This is a genomic window from Spiroplasma endosymbiont of Polydrusus pterygomalis, assembly GCF_964030635.1.
Taxonomy (GTDB): domain Bacteria; phylum Bacillota_I; class Bacilli_A; order Mycoplasmatales; family Mycoplasmataceae; genus Spiroplasma.
On the sequence record NZ_OZ034909.1, the window covers coordinates 1,211,923 to 1,227,072 of the forward strand.

Genomic DNA, 15,150 nt, shown 5'->3' on the forward strand with positions numbered 1-15,150 from the left:
CATTAATACTTGAAAAGGTGATTTCTTGTCATAAAAAACTACCATCATAAGGTGAATAATAATTAATAACATTTGATGGATATAATCATTGTCTATCTTAGGGAGCAATATTTATATTACCTCCACCAATATTTAATCCATGGTCATTAAAAACCGTATAAAAATTATAATAATCATTAATATTTAATTTACTTGCATCTTCATCTAAAATTAATAAGGTATATTGTCTTTCAGTTGATTGTTGGGTAAATACTTGTTCAAATTTAGCTTCTCCAAATTGAATTGAACTTCTATCATCAATCATATAAGCATCTCAATATTTACCAACCTTAACATCTTTTGTATAAAAATTATCGGCTTTATTATCATTATTAATAAAATAACTTAATTTATATTGCTTTAAGTATGCTAACATTCTATTAATATCATAAATGTTTTCACCATCAATTAATTTTCAATAAACATTATTATTTTCATCTTTTAATTTTATCGCGAAAGGTGTTTCATTATTTGCTCATATAGTTGAATTAATTGATTGTTTACTAAAATCATCAATTGTTAAGATATTAATTTCTTCACCTTTATGTTTTTGAACTATTTTTAAACTATCTTGTCATTGAGCAATCGTACTTTCCATATTATCAAATATTCTTGAATAACTACCATAATCACTAGGCTTTGCGTTATTAGGTTTTCAACCTGTTTCAGTATCAGGAATATATGAACTATAAACATTAAAAGGAAATACCATTCAATGTCTATTATCTTTTATATTTTCTCTTATATCTATTAAAGTATCGTGGGCTTGTCTTCTTAGTTCTTAGATAACTCCTGGGTTAATTCTACTCATTTTTTAATTCTCCTTTATTTCCGTTCTACCTTGTAAGGCGTTTTGATTATTACCAGTTTCATCATATTCTAGTAATTTATTATTATGTTCGATTTCTTTGGCTTGCATTTTATCTTGTCATTCTTCTACTTTCTCAAAATATTTTGTTGCTTCTAATTCATCAATATTGTCATATTCAGTTATAGCTCTTATTGGTTCCATTGTGCCATTATCTAATCTAGCAGTAATTAATTCATTTTGTCGCATTTGGTCAACTAAACTAGCACTAATAAAATCAAAACCATAAGGCCGTTCACCAATACCATCTCATAAACCATAATATTTTAAAACAGTATCAAACATCTTAGTATAATATTGCTTACGATATGCTTGTAAATATGCTTGTTTTTCTAAGTCTTTTGTTTTAGTTAATAATGACTGTGTTTTATTCTGGTCATTATCTGATTTATCACCAAAAGGACTAGAAAAATGACATGCTAAATATACTTGTTCAATAATTGATTTTTGATCTTCAGTATATGTTTCTAAGGTTGGTGCACCTTGTACTACTTGTAAAGATTGTGATGATGTCCCATCTGCTGCCGTTTGACCTGATTGAATGAAAATATCATCAAATACATCTTGTAATGCTTTTTTATTTCCCATATTGTAAGCATTCATTAAACCATCATCTAATACCCCATATCAGTGCGTACGATTAGCTCATCGTTCTTTTGATTTAATATTAAAACTATCTTCTAAATCAAATTGTAATTTATAACAATTTGCCATCGTAGGTCATGGATTTAATGTAGTTGAAGTTGATAAGAACAACGGATTAGGTTCATTAATCATTTCTCAAAAAGGTACTATACCTAATTTATTTTTAAATTCTTGAACTAAAATAGGTCTAACATCATCTTTAATTTGTGTTTTACTTTGTCCAACAACTACCTCGTTATTTTTTGGTCAACCTTTAATAACTATTTTATCTTTGGTACAAATTAAATTTAAAATAAATCCACTGTCTGATTGATGATAATTTAATCAAATATCAGCCCCTTGTTCAATTTCATTTATTTTACTTACACGAGATGTAAAGTTAAAAGGGTTAATTCATAAATCAATATTGCCATCACTAGTTTCTAATAAACCAAAAATAGTTTTACCCATTAAACTTGCTGTTAATTCGTTTTTATCTAACTTTTCTTTTATTTTATAATTTTCATATCATCAATTTAATTTTTCTAAAATATCTTTACGATGAGACTTAAATAAAATATCTTTACCATTTATTAATCGCATTTGATGACGAGCAATAATATTTGCTAAATTAATTGTTCAATCATAATTATAAAATTTTAAAACACTATTAATATCACTTAAGTTTGGTAAACTAGGGAAAGTATTATTCATGGTTATTTTGCTCCTTTAATTTTAAGATAAGTGCATAATTAATAATATTTACTGTTAATAAATTTGGCTCATTTGCTAAAACTTGAACACATACTTTAACTTTTTGATATTTTTTAATATATTCGTTATATAAATTTAATTTACATATTGCGATATTATCTTTTTTTAATTCTTGACAAAGTCTTTTTTTAACTTGTCCACAAACAGACATATAAGGTCTTTTTGCATTTATTACACGTTCATCATGGATTACATAAATATCTTTTTTCATTAAGTTATTCACTCCCTTTGTTGTCATAATTTATAATCTGCTGAATTATTATGTTTAACCATTGGTATTAATTCAAAATGTAAAGCATAAAAATCACTATCAAATGTATCATCATATAAGTCTAACATTCGTTCTTCTCTGGCATCTGGTTTATCTTCTCATTGAATTAATTCATATTGTGTTTTACTGACAGGACATTTTTCTCATAATCATTTTAATTGGTTTGTATTTATTAACATTGTAAATGCTTCAATCCGATGTCTTATTTTAAATTTCTGTTTTTGTGCTGGTTTAAATGTCATATATTGCCCAAAAGTATAATTATATTTTTCTCTATTTAAACTTTGTAATGTTGAATATGCACTATCATCAACATTTATTGATATACCTTGTTGTATTAAATTAAAATATTGATTTAATTGATTGTTATAAAACTCTAAAATATCTTTTACTTGTTCTAATTCTGTTTTAAATTGCTGTGTAGCATTTGAATGCGTATACTCAGAAGATTTATAAGCTTTTTTATCAAATGAATTATATAGTCAAAAACTAGCTGATGTTGTATGTCCCTTAGGACTGGTCGCGTTAGCAATATCAACACCACCTAATAATTTCGTTGGTTGAATAATATCTGTTGCTTGCATAATATCAATATATCTTGCAAAAATTGAACCACTAGTATTACCGGGCAATCCTCAACTCCATACTCTTGCTCTTTCAATATCTAATTGTTCTAATCTTAATTGTTCATTAACTTTATCTTGTGGCAATTCATAATTTAATCTTCAACTAGAATAATGAATAATAATTTTCATATTTCATTTTTCAATATATTTAATTTGTTCATATTTAATACGCATTATTTCTTCATTAAAAGATAATAATTCATTACAATAGCCAACAATATATCTTTTTAAACTTTCAGGATTACACGTATTAATTGTTATTTTATTTTGATAACCACGAATAGCAAACTCTAAATCACTTAAATCTTTTTGTTGAAATTGGTCACATTCTTCTCTTCAATCAATTAATAATTTATACTTATTCAAATCAGCAAAGGCTTTTAATTTTTCTTTTCGACTTGGTGAATGTAAACCTTTACAATATATTTTGCTACCATTTGATAAAGTAAAAGTAAAATTTGATAAATTAATACTATAAGGTATATTATTTTCATCTAACATATTTCATATATTTTGAAAGACACTATCTTTTAAATCTTTACTCCAATACATACTAGCAATTATACAAATTGGTTCTTTAATTAATAAACTAATTTTTAATAATTCACCAAACATTTTAATATTTGATATAGTCTTACCGCTATATCGTGTTCCAATTTGATTAATTTCATTAACTAATTCATATTTCTTAACAAATGGATATTTATTACCAATATTACTATTTTGTAATAACCAATAAGGAGTTTCTAATAAATAAGTAAAATGATTAAGCATTATTTTCAGTTTCTTTTTTAATATCTCTAATATCCGTTTGTAAATTAACAATTATTGGTTGTTGATTATTTAAGTTTAATTCTTTTTCAAGTTCTTTTTCTTGTAGTGAATATTTATAATTAAATGCACGCTGTCAATATAACCTAGTACCTTCTGGCGTTTTAACCATTTGTTTAATAAGTTCACTTTCTATTTTATCAACTTGTTTTTCAAGTAAAGGAACTATCTTCTCGCTCCGATAAATTTCTTGTCTTCAATGGCGAGAAAGATTTAATTTATTGGTTAAATCATTCAAAGTATAGGGGATATTAGGTGATTTATCACGTCAAAACTGCTATATTTTACGATAAAATGTTCGTAAACTTGCTGTTTTTGGATTAAATTCTTTCATTTTTACTCCTTTTTGCATACTAAAATTGCTATTATTTAATGAATATGATTAAATAAAAGAGTAAACTATATCTGAAAATATAAAAAAGAACCATCGCGGTTCTTTTTTTATCATTTATATTTTACATCAAAATAAAAAAAAGTAAACTTAATTACCGCAATGTTTCTCCTAACTTTATATATTAATAATAATCTAGAAAAATTTTTATTTATATATCTCAGTTAAAAGAAACATTGCAGTAAACTTAATTACTTTATTTTTTATAAACAGCTTTAAGAGACAGAATTTACTTACTGTTTATCACTTAGATTATATACTTATAAAAATAATTGTCAATAATTTTTAATTTAATGTTATAAATATTTTAAAAAGAATTGGAGACAGAAAAATGCAAAAATATACACATGTAAAATTTGATGAACGAAATTTATTTAAAGATTTATTATTTTCTGATATTTGTAAAAAGAAAAATGATTCAATTAATTTATCAGAAATAGCACGGCAAATGAATCGTGGAATTAATACTGTTAAAAGAGAAATAAAGCGATTTAAAAAGGTAGAAGATTATATGCTAGTTGAAGCACAAAAAGATTATAAACAAAAGCGAAAAAGGTCTATTAAAAAACTACCTACATTTACAGAAGAGCAGCAAGAATTTTTAAATTTACGATTTAATATTTTTGGTGATTCGCCAGCGGAAATTATTCATCGATTTTTAATAAAGTTTGGTGTCAAATTTCCTTCCTGTCTTAAAACTTTTTATAAATGAATTTATTTAGGTCTTTTGGGTTTGTTAAAGAAAAATTTATTAAATGGTGGCAGAAGAAATATAACAAAGAAAAGACCTGATAATCGCGGAAAATTAGATGATAAATTCAAATCAATATGAGATATTGAAAATAAAAAATCTAATGTTGGTTTTTTTGAAATGGATACCGTAGTTGGAAAAGACCATCAATCTAGTTGTTTGGTATTAGTTGAACAAAATAGTAAAAATTATTTTGCAATTAAATTAGGAGAACATACTGCTAATGAGGTTTTAGAAAAACTTGAAGAATTAGTTAAAATTAATGGTTTGGTTGGAAAAATTAAAGGAATAATAACTGATAGAGGAAAAGAATTTAGTAAGTTTGAAGAAATAGAAAATATTACTGGTTCTAATATTTATTTTTGTGATCCGGGTTCACCAAAACAAAAACCATTAATTGAAAGAATGAACCGTGAATTTAGAAAACGGTATATTAAGGGAACGGATTTTAATAATGTTACTCAACAAGAAATAGATTGAGTAGTTAATGTTATGAATGAAAAATTAAGGCCTTGTTTGAATTGAAGAACATCTAAAGAAGTATTTTTAAATAATTTTAGATAAGTTTATTTTAAAAATTTAATAAATTATTTTTCAGTGTGCTTAAATATGCTTAAAATAGACTAAATTTACAAATATTTTAATTTTTTTAAAAAAATAGTTGCATTTATTTTAAATGATGTTATTATCATACTAACAAGAGACAGAATTTGCTGCTTGAATTTACATAATACAAAATAAGAAAACCCGGTATCGCAAGAAAACTAATAAATTATTTATTTAATTTTATAATAGACTTATTGAATAAAATAGTTAATTGTTAAAAAATATTTTAATTTTTATAAAAAATGCTTATTTTAAAGTTTAATTTGATTAGTCAAACTTTAAATTTTTATTGTTTTTTATAGGTTATGCAAGAAGTCTAATGTTTTTTGTTTGCGGCCGGCTTTTTTCTTGTTTTTATTAATATTTTCATAAATTTCAATTGGTGTTAAACCAGCAGCCAACATTTTATAAATTCTATGAATAGTTGTTTTACTTTGATTTATTTCATAAGCTGTTTTTCTAATTGAATAATTAAAATTTTGATATTGTTGAATTGAAATTAATTTTTATATTGTGATTTTTTTATACATTGTGTTATTTATCCTTTTTTAAATTTGGATTTTAACACAATATTTTTATTTGTTTAACTGTTCCATTTAATTTTACAATTCAGGTAATTTAATAATTTTGCAAATAATATTCAACATTCATCGCGGGAAATTTTATTCCGACTTGATGTTTTAATAAAATAATCACTATCAGCAAAATTTAATTTCGATTTAATAATTTTTTCTTGTTTTTGAATATCATTCTTTTTTACCTTATCAAGTTTTGTTCCAATTAAAACTGTTAAAATATTAAAATGTTTTAAATATTGATACATTTCATAATCATCTTGTGTTGGCGGGTGCCGTAAGTCGACTAATAAACAAACAAATTTTAAATTATTGCGTTGTGTTAAATATTCCTCCATCATTTTGGCAAAACCAGTATTATGTTGATTATTCACTCTTGCAAAACCATAGCCCGGAGCATCAACAATGCGAAATTGATTATTATTAATTGCAAAAAAATTTAACATTCTTGTCTTTCCAGGCGTTTGCGAAACTTTTGCTAATTGGCGGTGATTTGTTAACATATTTAAAAAATTTGATTTACCAACATTACTTTTCCCTAAAAAAGCAATTTCCAATAAATCATCATTAATTCAACCCGCCTTATTAACCGCTGAGGTAATATAATTTGCATTCTTAAACTTAAACATTATTTCTCCTCCATCTGGCGATTAATTTCATACATTAAAATTGTTCCTGCTTGGGCAACATTTAATGATTCAAGCTGAGTATTAATTTTAATTTGGACATTATAATCACTAATCGCTTGCAAAGTGGTTGAAAGACCATGCCCTTCATTTCCTAAGGCTAATATATAGCGTTTATTTGGATTAAACTGACAATCTTGCAACAAAATTCTTTCTTGTTTTAACCCCGTTGTAATTATTTTATACTGTTTTAATTGTAATGTTTTAATTTCATTTAAATTGACTTCTTTAATAGCCGTTTTAAAAATAGCGCCTTGACTAGCCCGTAAGACTTTGTCATTAAAAAGGTCAACAGAATGATTATATAAAATAATATTAGTAAAACCAAAACCAAGGCCAGTTCGGATTAATGTCCCTAAATTACCAGGATCTTGAATGTTTTCTAATAAAAGAATATTTTGACTAAAGTCAAAATTATTTTGTTGACTAAGTTTCTGTAAATTAATTACGCCAATAATATTTTGGTTGTTTTTACTTTGACTTAATTTCGCTAAAATTGGCTCGGAAGATATTGTTAATAAAAAACCATTCAGATTTTTTAATTTTAGGTGATTTGTTTTTGTTGTTAAAATTTCAACCAAAATACCACGCTGTAATGCTTCATCAATAATGTTTAAACCTTCAATTAAGGCTAAATTAAACTCTTTCCGATATTTTTTTTCTTTTAATTTCGCTAATAATTTAATATGTTCATTTTGGGTCGAATTAATTTCGCGATAATCCATAGTGTCGTGTTCTTTCTCTTTTAATTAACATACATAAAACCAACTAAATATTTTTTCGTTTTGGGATCATCCCATTTTTGTTTTGTTTTCATTGTTTCCCGCATTACCACAGCCATTGCCCGGGGGCGTTTTGGTGGGTCTTGCATTTTCCCTAACAAAACTGCTAAACCAGTTTTGTTACTAGCTTCTTTATTATAATCTTCAGTATCCTTAACCCCAACTTGTTTCGCCATAATTTTAACCTTATTTTTTTCATATCATCGTTGAAACTTTTGATATTTTTCAAAAGGTCATTCTTTTTCTTCTCAAGTTAAAAAAATCCGTTCTTTTTTTTCATCTCAACTAGCTAAATAATCGCGGAAATTGGTTTGAGCAGTTGGTCCTTGTTTCATCATTTTAAAAGTTTGGTCGATTGTTGCTTCTAATGTATCATAGCCATAACCAATAAAAGCATTCCCAATTCAATGATGTTTATAAATTGGTTTTAATGGACTAAGAGGTTCAGTAAAAGTAACGGCATATGATCAATATTTATCATCCGCTTTGCTACGAAAAATTTCATAACCAAATTTGTGGTGTTTAATTACAATTGAATCTTTTTTAACTTTACAAACTAAATGCTTAAAAGCTGTTACAATAACATTAATTTCTAACTCCGTTAAGGGCGCTTTTAATCTTGGTTGCTTTAATTTTAAAATTTGCTCTGTATAATATGACGGCATAAACGAAACCTCCTTTACAATTAAAATCAATTACTATCTATAATTTTATCTTGGATAATTTAGTAAGTAAAGGCATAATTCAAAAATTAATTAAGTAATAAAGAACTTATTTACCTTTAAATAAAGGAAATTAGTTCGCTTTTTCTTAATCATAATATTTACTTTACTTGGGCATTTAAATAATCTTTTAAACATTTTATTAGACTTCTTGCGATACCGGGTTTTCTTATTAAGAATATTTCTATAAAATATAATTGCCAAATTGTAAAGTTAAGTGCAACTAAATTATTTTTCTAACCAAATATTCGATTGGCGAAAGATAATTTAGTATTTTTCTTGGTCTTTGGTTTAAAGACAATATAAATTTATGAACTGCATTTTTAGTAGTATTTGAAAAATTAAATTTTTTAGGAAATTTTTATCTAATTAAACCATTAGTATTTTCATTAGTACCTCTTTGTCAGGGTGAATATGCATTAGCAAAATAAATTTTCACATTTAAATTTTTTTCAAGTTGTTGTCAATTAGCAAATTCTTTACCACGATCAAATGTTATAGTCTTAACAAGATTATTTGGAAGAATTGATAAATAATGGCTAATATTTTCGTTAATAACTTTAGTAGTTCTATTTTCAACTAATATTGCTAAAGTAAATCTTGATGTTCTTTCAACTAAAGTTATTAAACATGATTTACTTTTACCTCGTGATGATACTACGGTATCACCTTCTCAATGACCAAGAGTTACGCGATTATTAACATTAGCATTTCGTTCTTTAATTGATTTACCATTAAATTTACCCCGATTTTCTTGATATTTTCGTTTCTTACCTTTTCTTCTTAAATTTTTATTAGTAACTTTTTCAAGTAATCCAGAATAAATTCAATTGTAAATTGTTTTAAAACTAATAATTCATTCTTTATGAAAATTTTTAATTTTGCCATAAATTTGTTCTGGTGATCAACCTAATAATAATTTTTGTTGTACATATTTTACTAATTCTCTATTTTTAAACTTATGAAAATAAATATGTGATTGTTTTCTATTTTCTGCTTTATTTTGTGCAATTAATGAAAAATAATGATTATTATCTTTATTTCTATTAACTTCTCGAATAATAGTACTAATACTTCGATTAATATTTTTAGCTATTTCACTAATTTTTATTTTAAACTTCAATTGATTCTCAATATAAATTCTTTCATCTATGCCAAGATGTTTATATCCCATATAAAAACTCCTTGCTTTATTTTTTCTAAAATAAACTTAGCATCATAAAATTTTTATATGAGATTTTTTGCAATTTTATTTACTTGCACTTACAAGTATAATTCAGCAATTAAAAATAAAAAATATAAATTAGGCGGATATAAAACTATGAAAAATGATAACTTTAAATTTCTTAATGATAAAGAATTATTACGATTAACAGGAATAAAACAAAATACTTTTAATAAAATGTTTTAATTTTGTCGAAAACTCTTGATAAAATAAAAAAAATCATCAATATGACAATTTGAAAACGAATTTGATGGAAGATTATTATTGTTCTTTAACTTTTTTAGATGTTAAAATATAATACCGTTGCTTGTTGGTTTGGTGTTAAATCTTTGTGTTGGTATTTTCATTTTCAGAGATTTAAATAATTTTGAATGTTAGTAAAACCTAAACCATGATAATGAATTAAGGCTTCTTTAAGACTTGCTTGTAATTTACTAACTTTATTTAATTTTCGATAACTGGCATCAGGATTTGTCCTAGTTTTAGTGGCATATAAAGTAGAACTTGTTTGTTTTGCTACTAATAAATATAATGGTTGCATATCAGAAATAATAATGGAATTTTTGTTAATTAATTTTGTATTCATATTTTCAATAATTCACTGTTTTTGTAATCGTTTGGTATTAGTGGATTGAACAAAAATATTATTATTAGTATCAACTGCCATTTGAATACAACATTTAGTGTTAGTGGAAAATGGATCAAGATGAGTTTTTCGTTTATCAAATTTATCTTTAAAATTACCTTTATGGATTTCTTTAATAAATGTTTCATCGATTTGTATTTGGCCATTTAATTTTTTAAATTTTAATTGAGTATTTTATAATTGTTTTGATTGCATTAATTTTTGACGATTATATCAAGCTGTTTTGGGTGTTGTTTTAATAAAACGGGAAATTACTTTACTAGATTGTCCTAACAATGAAATTTATTAATTCAAATTTCATTGTTCATAATTTAAATGACTTCAATAAGTAAAATGATGACAAAAAGCATCAAAACTAGCCCGACATTTTTTGCATAAATATTTTTGTTTTCCTTCGGGATTATGACCATTTTTAACACAATGATAAGATTTGCAATTAGGGCATTTAATACCTTTATCTCTAAATTTTTGATCAATTTCATTTAAGCGTTTTTGTTTTTTGATTAATTCTGCTTCTTTTTTAACTTTTTCATAAAATTCTAAAAATTGATCATCTGTTAAACTATTTATTAATTCTGCAAGTATTTTTTCCATCAATTATTTAACTCTCTTTATATTAAAAATATATCTAATTTTAGGTATATTTTATAAATATCAATATTTTTCTACAAAATTAAAGAGAATTTTTGTTCTTTTTTATGTTAGTTTTAGTATAATTAATATGATTGATTTTGTTATAAAAATAAAGGAGAAAAAGATATGATTGGAGATTTTTTAGCAAATCGATTGAAGAAATCAATCGAGAAAAATATGAAAAAATCAATTTTAACATCCGATGCTATTACTGAAACAATGCGTGAAATTCGCTTAGCGTTGTTAGAAGCGGATGTTAATAATGAAGTTGTGAAAGATTTTATTAAAGCTGTTGAAGCTAAAACTCATGAGGAATATATTTTAGACGGATTAAATGCATCACAGATGATGGTTAAAATTGTGCATGAAGAATTAGTTAATATTTTTGGGAAAACCGCGAAAGAATTATCTTTTGCTTCAAAACCAACAATTGTAATGATGATTGGATTACAAGGAAGTGGAAAAACAACAACGACTGGAAAAATTGCGAAGTTAGCGGAAAAGAAATATCATAAAAAACCGTTATTAGTTGCTTGTGATATTTACCGACCAGCGGCGATTGACCAGTTAAAAACTATTGGAAAAAATTTAAATATTGAAGTTTTTGAACGGGGAACTCAAAATCCCATTGCTACGGCACAAGAAGCAATTGCGTATGGGAAAGCAAACAAAAACGATGTTATTTTAATTGATACTGCTGGACGCTTACATATTGATGCTGAATTAATGCAAGAATTAAAAGAAATTAAAAATAATATTATTCCCGATGAAATCTTATTAGTTGTTGATGGAATGACTGGACAAGACATTATTAATGTTGCAACTGAATTTAACCAGTTATTAAAATTAACCGGCGTAGTTGTAACGAAGTTAGATGGTGATGCTCGGGGGGGAGCAGCCTTATCAATTACGCATTTAACAAAATTACCAATTACTTTTATTGGAACTGGTGAAGGAATGAGCAATTTACAAATCTTTTATCCTGATAGAATGGCGGACCGGATTCTTGGAATGGGTGATGTTCAAACCTTAATTGAAAAAGCAAAAGACGTTTTAGATGAACGCGATATAAAAAAAACAATGAACCGGATGATGATGGGACAGTTTGATATGCAAGACTTGTTAAACCAAATGCGCCAAATTTCAAAAATGGGGAAAATGGGGGGAATTATGAAATTACTACCCGGAATGTCAAAGTTAAGTGATGAAAAGATTGCTGATGCTGAATGCAAATTAAAAGTAACTGAAGTATTATTATCTTCAATGACTGTGAAAGAACGGCGCGAACCCCGCCTCTTAAAGAATTTATCTCGTAAAAACCGTATTGTAAAAGGATCAGGACGAACTGAGAAAGAATATAATGAATTAATTAATAAATTTGAAAAAACAAAAAAACAAGTTGATGAAATCGCTCGTCAAATTAAATCTGGGCGAATGCCAAATATTCCTGGGATGGGTGGTTTAAGCGGAATGGGCTTTAATTAACTACTACGATAAATTCTGTTTCAAAAACAGAATTTATCAAGGGACAAAAATTTATAAATTTAACCCAATTAAAATACAAATTATTTGACTTTGTGCATTGATATAACAATATTCGAATTCATGGTCGTTTAAATTATTTAACACCTATTAGACTTCTTGCGATACCGGTGCAATGTTTCTTTTAACTGAGATATATAAATAAAAATTTTTCTAGATTATTATTAATATATAAAGTTAGGAGAAACATTTTTATATGGCTAAAGGTAAAATAAAAGGGTCTAAAGATCATTCTTTTGAATTTAAAGAAAAAATTGTTAATGAATATTCAATTAACAATAAATCTTATAGTGAAATAGCAAAAGAATATCATATTAGTTTAGCAACTATTTCAAAATGAGTAAATAAATTTCAACAAAATAAAGAAATTCTAAAAGAACGAAAAAAGCGAAAAGATTTTGAATTAAATAAGTTTAAAAAACCCTTATAACGTTAAAACTATTTATTAAAAAAAGAAAATGAAAGAATAAAATCTGAGAATGAGGTTTTAAAAAAGCTTGAAGCTCTTCCAAAGATAAAAACAAAAACAAACATTAGAAAACAAATTGCTTTTATTAAATCAGAATTGCAAGTTTCAAAAATTACTTTATCATGATATTTAAAAGAATTAAGAATTTCATATGATACTTGAAATAAATATTCAAAAAATTGTGATGAATATCAACCAAATATTGATTATTCAATATATGAAATAATTAAAGCAATTCATAGAGAAAATAGTATTAAAGGACACAGACAAATTAAATTATCTTTGGAAGAGCAAAAAATTAATGTGTCGAATTCAACAGTTTATCGTTATATGAAATTAGCTAATAGAATTTATAGTGTAAGAATTAAAACAAGAAAAAAAATTAATCATTTCTTAAAAATGACAAATGAACATATTCGACATAAATATCTATTAAAACGTAATTTTAAAGCTGAAAAAACTAATCAAAAGTGATCAATTGATATTACGTATGTTAAAACAATCACAGAATGAGTATATTTATTTGCAATCAAGGATTTATTTAGTAATTTAATAGTGCCAAATTGTAAAGTTAAGTGCAACTAAATTATTTTTCTAACCAAATATTCGATTGGCGAAAGATAATTTAGTATTTTTCTTGGTCTTTGGTTTAAAGACAATATAAATTTATGAACTGCATTTTTAGTAGTATTTGAAAAATTAAATTTTTTAGGAAATTTTTCTCTAATTAAACCATTAGTATTTTCATTAGTACCTCTTTGTCAGGGTGAATATGCATTAGCAAAATAAATTTTCACATTTAAATTTTTTTCAAGTTGTTGTCAATTAGCAAATTCTTTACCACGATCAAATGTTATAGTCTTAACAAGATTATTTGGAAGAATTGATAAATAATGGCTAATATTTTCGTTAATAACTTTAGTAGTTCTATTTTCAACTAATATTGCTAAAGTAAATCTTGATGTTCTTTCAACTAAAGTTATTAAACATGATTTACTTTTACCTCGTGATGATACTACGGTATCACCTTCTCAATGGCCAAGAGTTACGCGATTATTAACATTAGCATTTCGTTCTTTAATTGATTTACCATTAAATTTACCCCGATTTTCTTGATATTTTCGTTTCTTACCTTTTCTTCTTAAATTTTTATTAGTAACTTTTTCAAGTAATCCAGAATAAATTCAATTGTAAATTGTTTTAAAACTAATAATTCATTCTTTATAAAAATTTTTAATTCTGCCATAAATTTGTTCGGGTGATCAACCTAATAATAATTTTTGTTGTACATATTTTACTAATTCTCTATTTTTAAACTTATGAAAATAAATATGTGATTGTTTTCTATTTTCTGCTTTATTTTGTGCAATTAATGAAAAATAATGATTATTATCTTTATTTCTATTAACTTCTCGAATAATAGTACTAATACTTCGATTAAGATTTTTAGCTATTTCACTAATTTTTATTTTAAACTTCAATTGATTCTCAATATAAATTATTTCATCTATGCCAAGATGTTTATATCCCATATAAAAACTCCTTGCTTTATTTTTTCTAAAATAAACTTAGCATCATAAAATTTTTATATGAGATTTTTTGCAATTTTATTTACTTGCACTTACAAGTATAATTCAGCTAGTAAATTATTCTTTAACAACAACTCCAACAGTAAATTGAGTAAATAATTGTATCAAAGAAGCAATTATTAAAAGAAAAATAATCAAAGGTGAATTAACTATTAATTCTGATCAAGGTATTCATTTCACTTCAAAAGCTTATGAAAAATTATTAAAAAAACACGGTATAAATATAAGTATGTCAAGAAGAGGCAATTGTTTAGATAATTCACCGATTGAAAATTGATTTTCAATTCTTAAAACCGAGAACTCAGAATTATCACACTGTAAAAATATTTTAGAAGTAAAAAATATTGTAGATAATTATATAATTCATTATAATGAAAAAAGAAAAATTTTAAATTTAAAAATGCCACCACTTCAATATGAAATGAAAGCATTTTTTAATTAAAATTCTCAGTTATCTGAAACTGTGCATCTTGCGATACCGGCTTTTTTTATTAAGAATA

19 protein-coding genes are annotated in these 15,150 nt (G+C 25.1%); 7 read left to right on the top strand and 12 right to left on the bottom strand.

The window, feature by feature from the left end; genetic code table 4:
- Positions 1 to 97 precede the first annotated feature (97 nt).
- From ACQH23_RS07865 to ACQH23_RS07885, 5 genes are all read right to left on the bottom strand, one after another.
- Positions 98 to 751 carry a hypothetical protein gene (locus tag ACQH23_RS07865; RefSeq protein ID WP_425377896.1) on the bottom strand — a complete coding sequence of 218 codons (654 nt, stop codon included), beginning with the start codon at positions 749 to 751 and terminating at the stop codon, positions 98 to 100.
- Between the two features lie 102 nt (positions 752 to 853).
- Complete coding sequence (locus ACQH23_RS07870) at positions 854 to 2,245, bottom strand: hypothetical protein (protein WP_425377819.1); 1,392 nt, start codon at positions 2,243 to 2,245, stop codon at positions 854 to 856.
- Positions 2,238 to 2,516, bottom strand: coding sequence for a hypothetical protein (locus tag ACQH23_RS07875; protein ID WP_253301740.1), 279 nt, complete (start codon positions 2,514 to 2,516; stop codon positions 2,238 to 2,240). The genes ACQH23_RS07870 and ACQH23_RS07875 overlap by 8 nt, the downstream gene beginning before the upstream one ends.
- Positions 2,516 to 3,976, bottom strand: a complete 1,461-nt coding sequence (locus ACQH23_RS07880; RefSeq protein WP_425377897.1) for a PBSX family phage terminase large subunit — start codon at positions 3,974 to 3,976, stop codon at positions 2,516 to 2,518. The genes ACQH23_RS07875 and ACQH23_RS07880 overlap by 1 nt, the downstream gene beginning before the upstream one ends.
- Positions 3,969 to 4,271, bottom strand: coding sequence for a hypothetical protein (locus ACQH23_RS07885; protein ID WP_425377898.1), 303 nt, complete (start codon positions 4,269 to 4,271; stop codon positions 3,969 to 3,971). The genes ACQH23_RS07880 and ACQH23_RS07885 overlap by 8 nt, the downstream gene beginning before the upstream one ends.
- A 484-nt stretch (positions 4,272 to 4,755) precedes the next feature.
- Between ACQH23_RS07885 and ACQH23_RS07890 the strand changes: the two genes are divergently transcribed.
- Positions 4,756 to 5,739: an IS30 family transposase gene (locus ACQH23_RS07890; protein WP_425377899.1), complete on the top strand. Its 984-nt coding sequence runs from the start codon at positions 4,756 to 4,758 to the stop codon at positions 5,737 to 5,739.
- Positions 5,740 to 6,364: 625 nt separating this feature from the next.
- On the opposite strand, the gene yihA is transcribed toward ACQH23_RS07890, so the two are convergent.
- The 4 genes from yihA to ACQH23_RS07910 all read right to left on the bottom strand — a co-directional run bounded on the left by yihA (position 6,365) and on the right by ACQH23_RS07910 (position 9,720).
- The gene (yihA, locus tag ACQH23_RS07895; protein ID WP_425377900.1) at positions 6,365 to 6,985 is read right to left on the bottom strand and encodes a ribosome biogenesis GTP-binding protein YihA/YsxC; all 621 of its coding nucleotides are present in this window, start codon (positions 6,983 to 6,985) and stop codon (positions 6,365 to 6,367) included.
- Positions 6,985 to 7,767, bottom strand: a complete 783-nt coding sequence (locus tag ACQH23_RS07900) for a TrmH family RNA methyltransferase (protein WP_425377901.1) — start codon at positions 7,765 to 7,767, stop codon at positions 6,985 to 6,987. The genes yihA and ACQH23_RS07900 overlap by 1 nt, the downstream gene beginning before the upstream one ends.
- A 20-nt stretch (positions 7,768 to 7,787) precedes the next feature.
- Positions 7,788 to 8,489, bottom strand: a complete 702-nt coding sequence (locus ACQH23_RS07905) for a hypothetical protein (RefSeq protein ID WP_425377902.1) — start codon at positions 8,487 to 8,489, stop codon at positions 7,788 to 7,790.
- Between the two features lie 418 nt (positions 8,490 to 8,907).
- On the bottom strand, positions 8,908 to 9,720 hold the full coding sequence (locus ACQH23_RS07910) for an IS30 family transposase (protein WP_425377903.1): 813 nt from the start codon (positions 9,718 to 9,720) through the stop codon (positions 8,908 to 8,910).
- 57 nt (positions 9,721 to 9,777) lie between these two features.
- Between ACQH23_RS07910 and ACQH23_RS07915 the strand changes: the two genes are divergently transcribed.
- Positions 9,778 to 9,957 (top strand): hypothetical protein, encoded by a 180-nt coding sequence (locus ACQH23_RS07915; protein ID WP_425377904.1) that lies wholly within the window; start codon positions 9,778 to 9,780, stop codon positions 9,955 to 9,957.
- A 94-nt stretch (positions 9,958 to 10,051) separates the two neighbouring features.
- Here ACQH23_RS07915 and ACQH23_RS07920 read toward each other — a convergent pair whose 3' ends face one another.
- Together ACQH23_RS07920 and ACQH23_RS07925 are read right to left on the bottom strand one after the other, a co-directional pair.
- A complete protein-coding gene (locus ACQH23_RS07920) occupies positions 10,052 to 10,582 on the bottom strand; it encodes a transposase (protein ID WP_425379329.1) in 531 nt (176 codons plus the stop codon).
- Between the two features lie 120 nt (positions 10,583 to 10,702).
- Positions 10,703 to 11,011, bottom strand: a complete 309-nt coding sequence (locus ACQH23_RS07925; protein WP_425377905.1) for an IS1/IS1595 family N-terminal zinc-binding domain-containing protein — start codon at positions 11,009 to 11,011, stop codon at positions 10,703 to 10,705.
- Between the two features lie 165 nt (positions 11,012 to 11,176).
- Between ACQH23_RS07925 and ffh the strand changes: the two genes are divergently transcribed.
- From ffh to ACQH23_RS07945, 4 genes are all read left to right on the top strand, one after another.
- Complete coding sequence (gene ffh, locus ACQH23_RS07930) at positions 11,177 to 12,535, top strand: signal recognition particle protein (protein ID WP_425377906.1); 1,359 nt, start codon at positions 11,177 to 11,179, stop codon at positions 12,533 to 12,535.
- Positions 12,536 to 12,615: 80 nt separating this feature from the next.
- The gene (locus tag ACQH23_RS07935) at positions 12,616 to 12,720 is read left to right on the top strand and encodes an IS3 family transposase (protein ID WP_425379330.1); all 105 of its coding nucleotides are present in this window, start codon (positions 12,616 to 12,618) and stop codon (positions 12,718 to 12,720) included.
- A gap of 68 nt (positions 12,721 to 12,788) precedes the next feature.
- Positions 12,789 to 13,022 carry a transposase gene (locus tag ACQH23_RS07940; protein ID WP_425377907.1) on the top strand — a complete coding sequence of 78 codons (234 nt, stop codon included), beginning with the start codon at positions 12,789 to 12,791 and terminating at the stop codon, positions 13,020 to 13,022.
- 135 nt (positions 13,023 to 13,157) lie between these two features.
- Positions 13,158 to 13,646, top strand: coding sequence for an IS3 family transposase (locus ACQH23_RS07945; protein ID WP_425377908.1), 489 nt, complete (start codon positions 13,158 to 13,160; stop codon positions 13,644 to 13,646).
- Here the strand turns inward: ACQH23_RS07945 and ACQH23_RS07950 are convergent.
- Positions 13,643 to 14,593, bottom strand: coding sequence for an IS30 family transposase (locus tag ACQH23_RS07950; protein ID WP_425377909.1), 951 nt, complete (start codon positions 14,591 to 14,593; stop codon positions 13,643 to 13,645). The two genes, ACQH23_RS07945 and ACQH23_RS07950, sit on opposite strands and share 4 nt — an antisense overlap.
- Positions 14,594 to 14,660: 67 nt before the next feature.
- Between ACQH23_RS07950 and ACQH23_RS07955 the strand changes: the two genes are divergently transcribed.
- Positions 14,661 to 15,092 carry a transposase gene (locus tag ACQH23_RS07955; protein WP_425377910.1) on the top strand — a complete coding sequence of 144 codons (432 nt, stop codon included), beginning with the start codon at positions 14,661 to 14,663 and terminating at the stop codon, positions 15,090 to 15,092.
- The last annotated feature ends 58 nt before the right edge of the window (positions 15,093 to 15,150 follow it).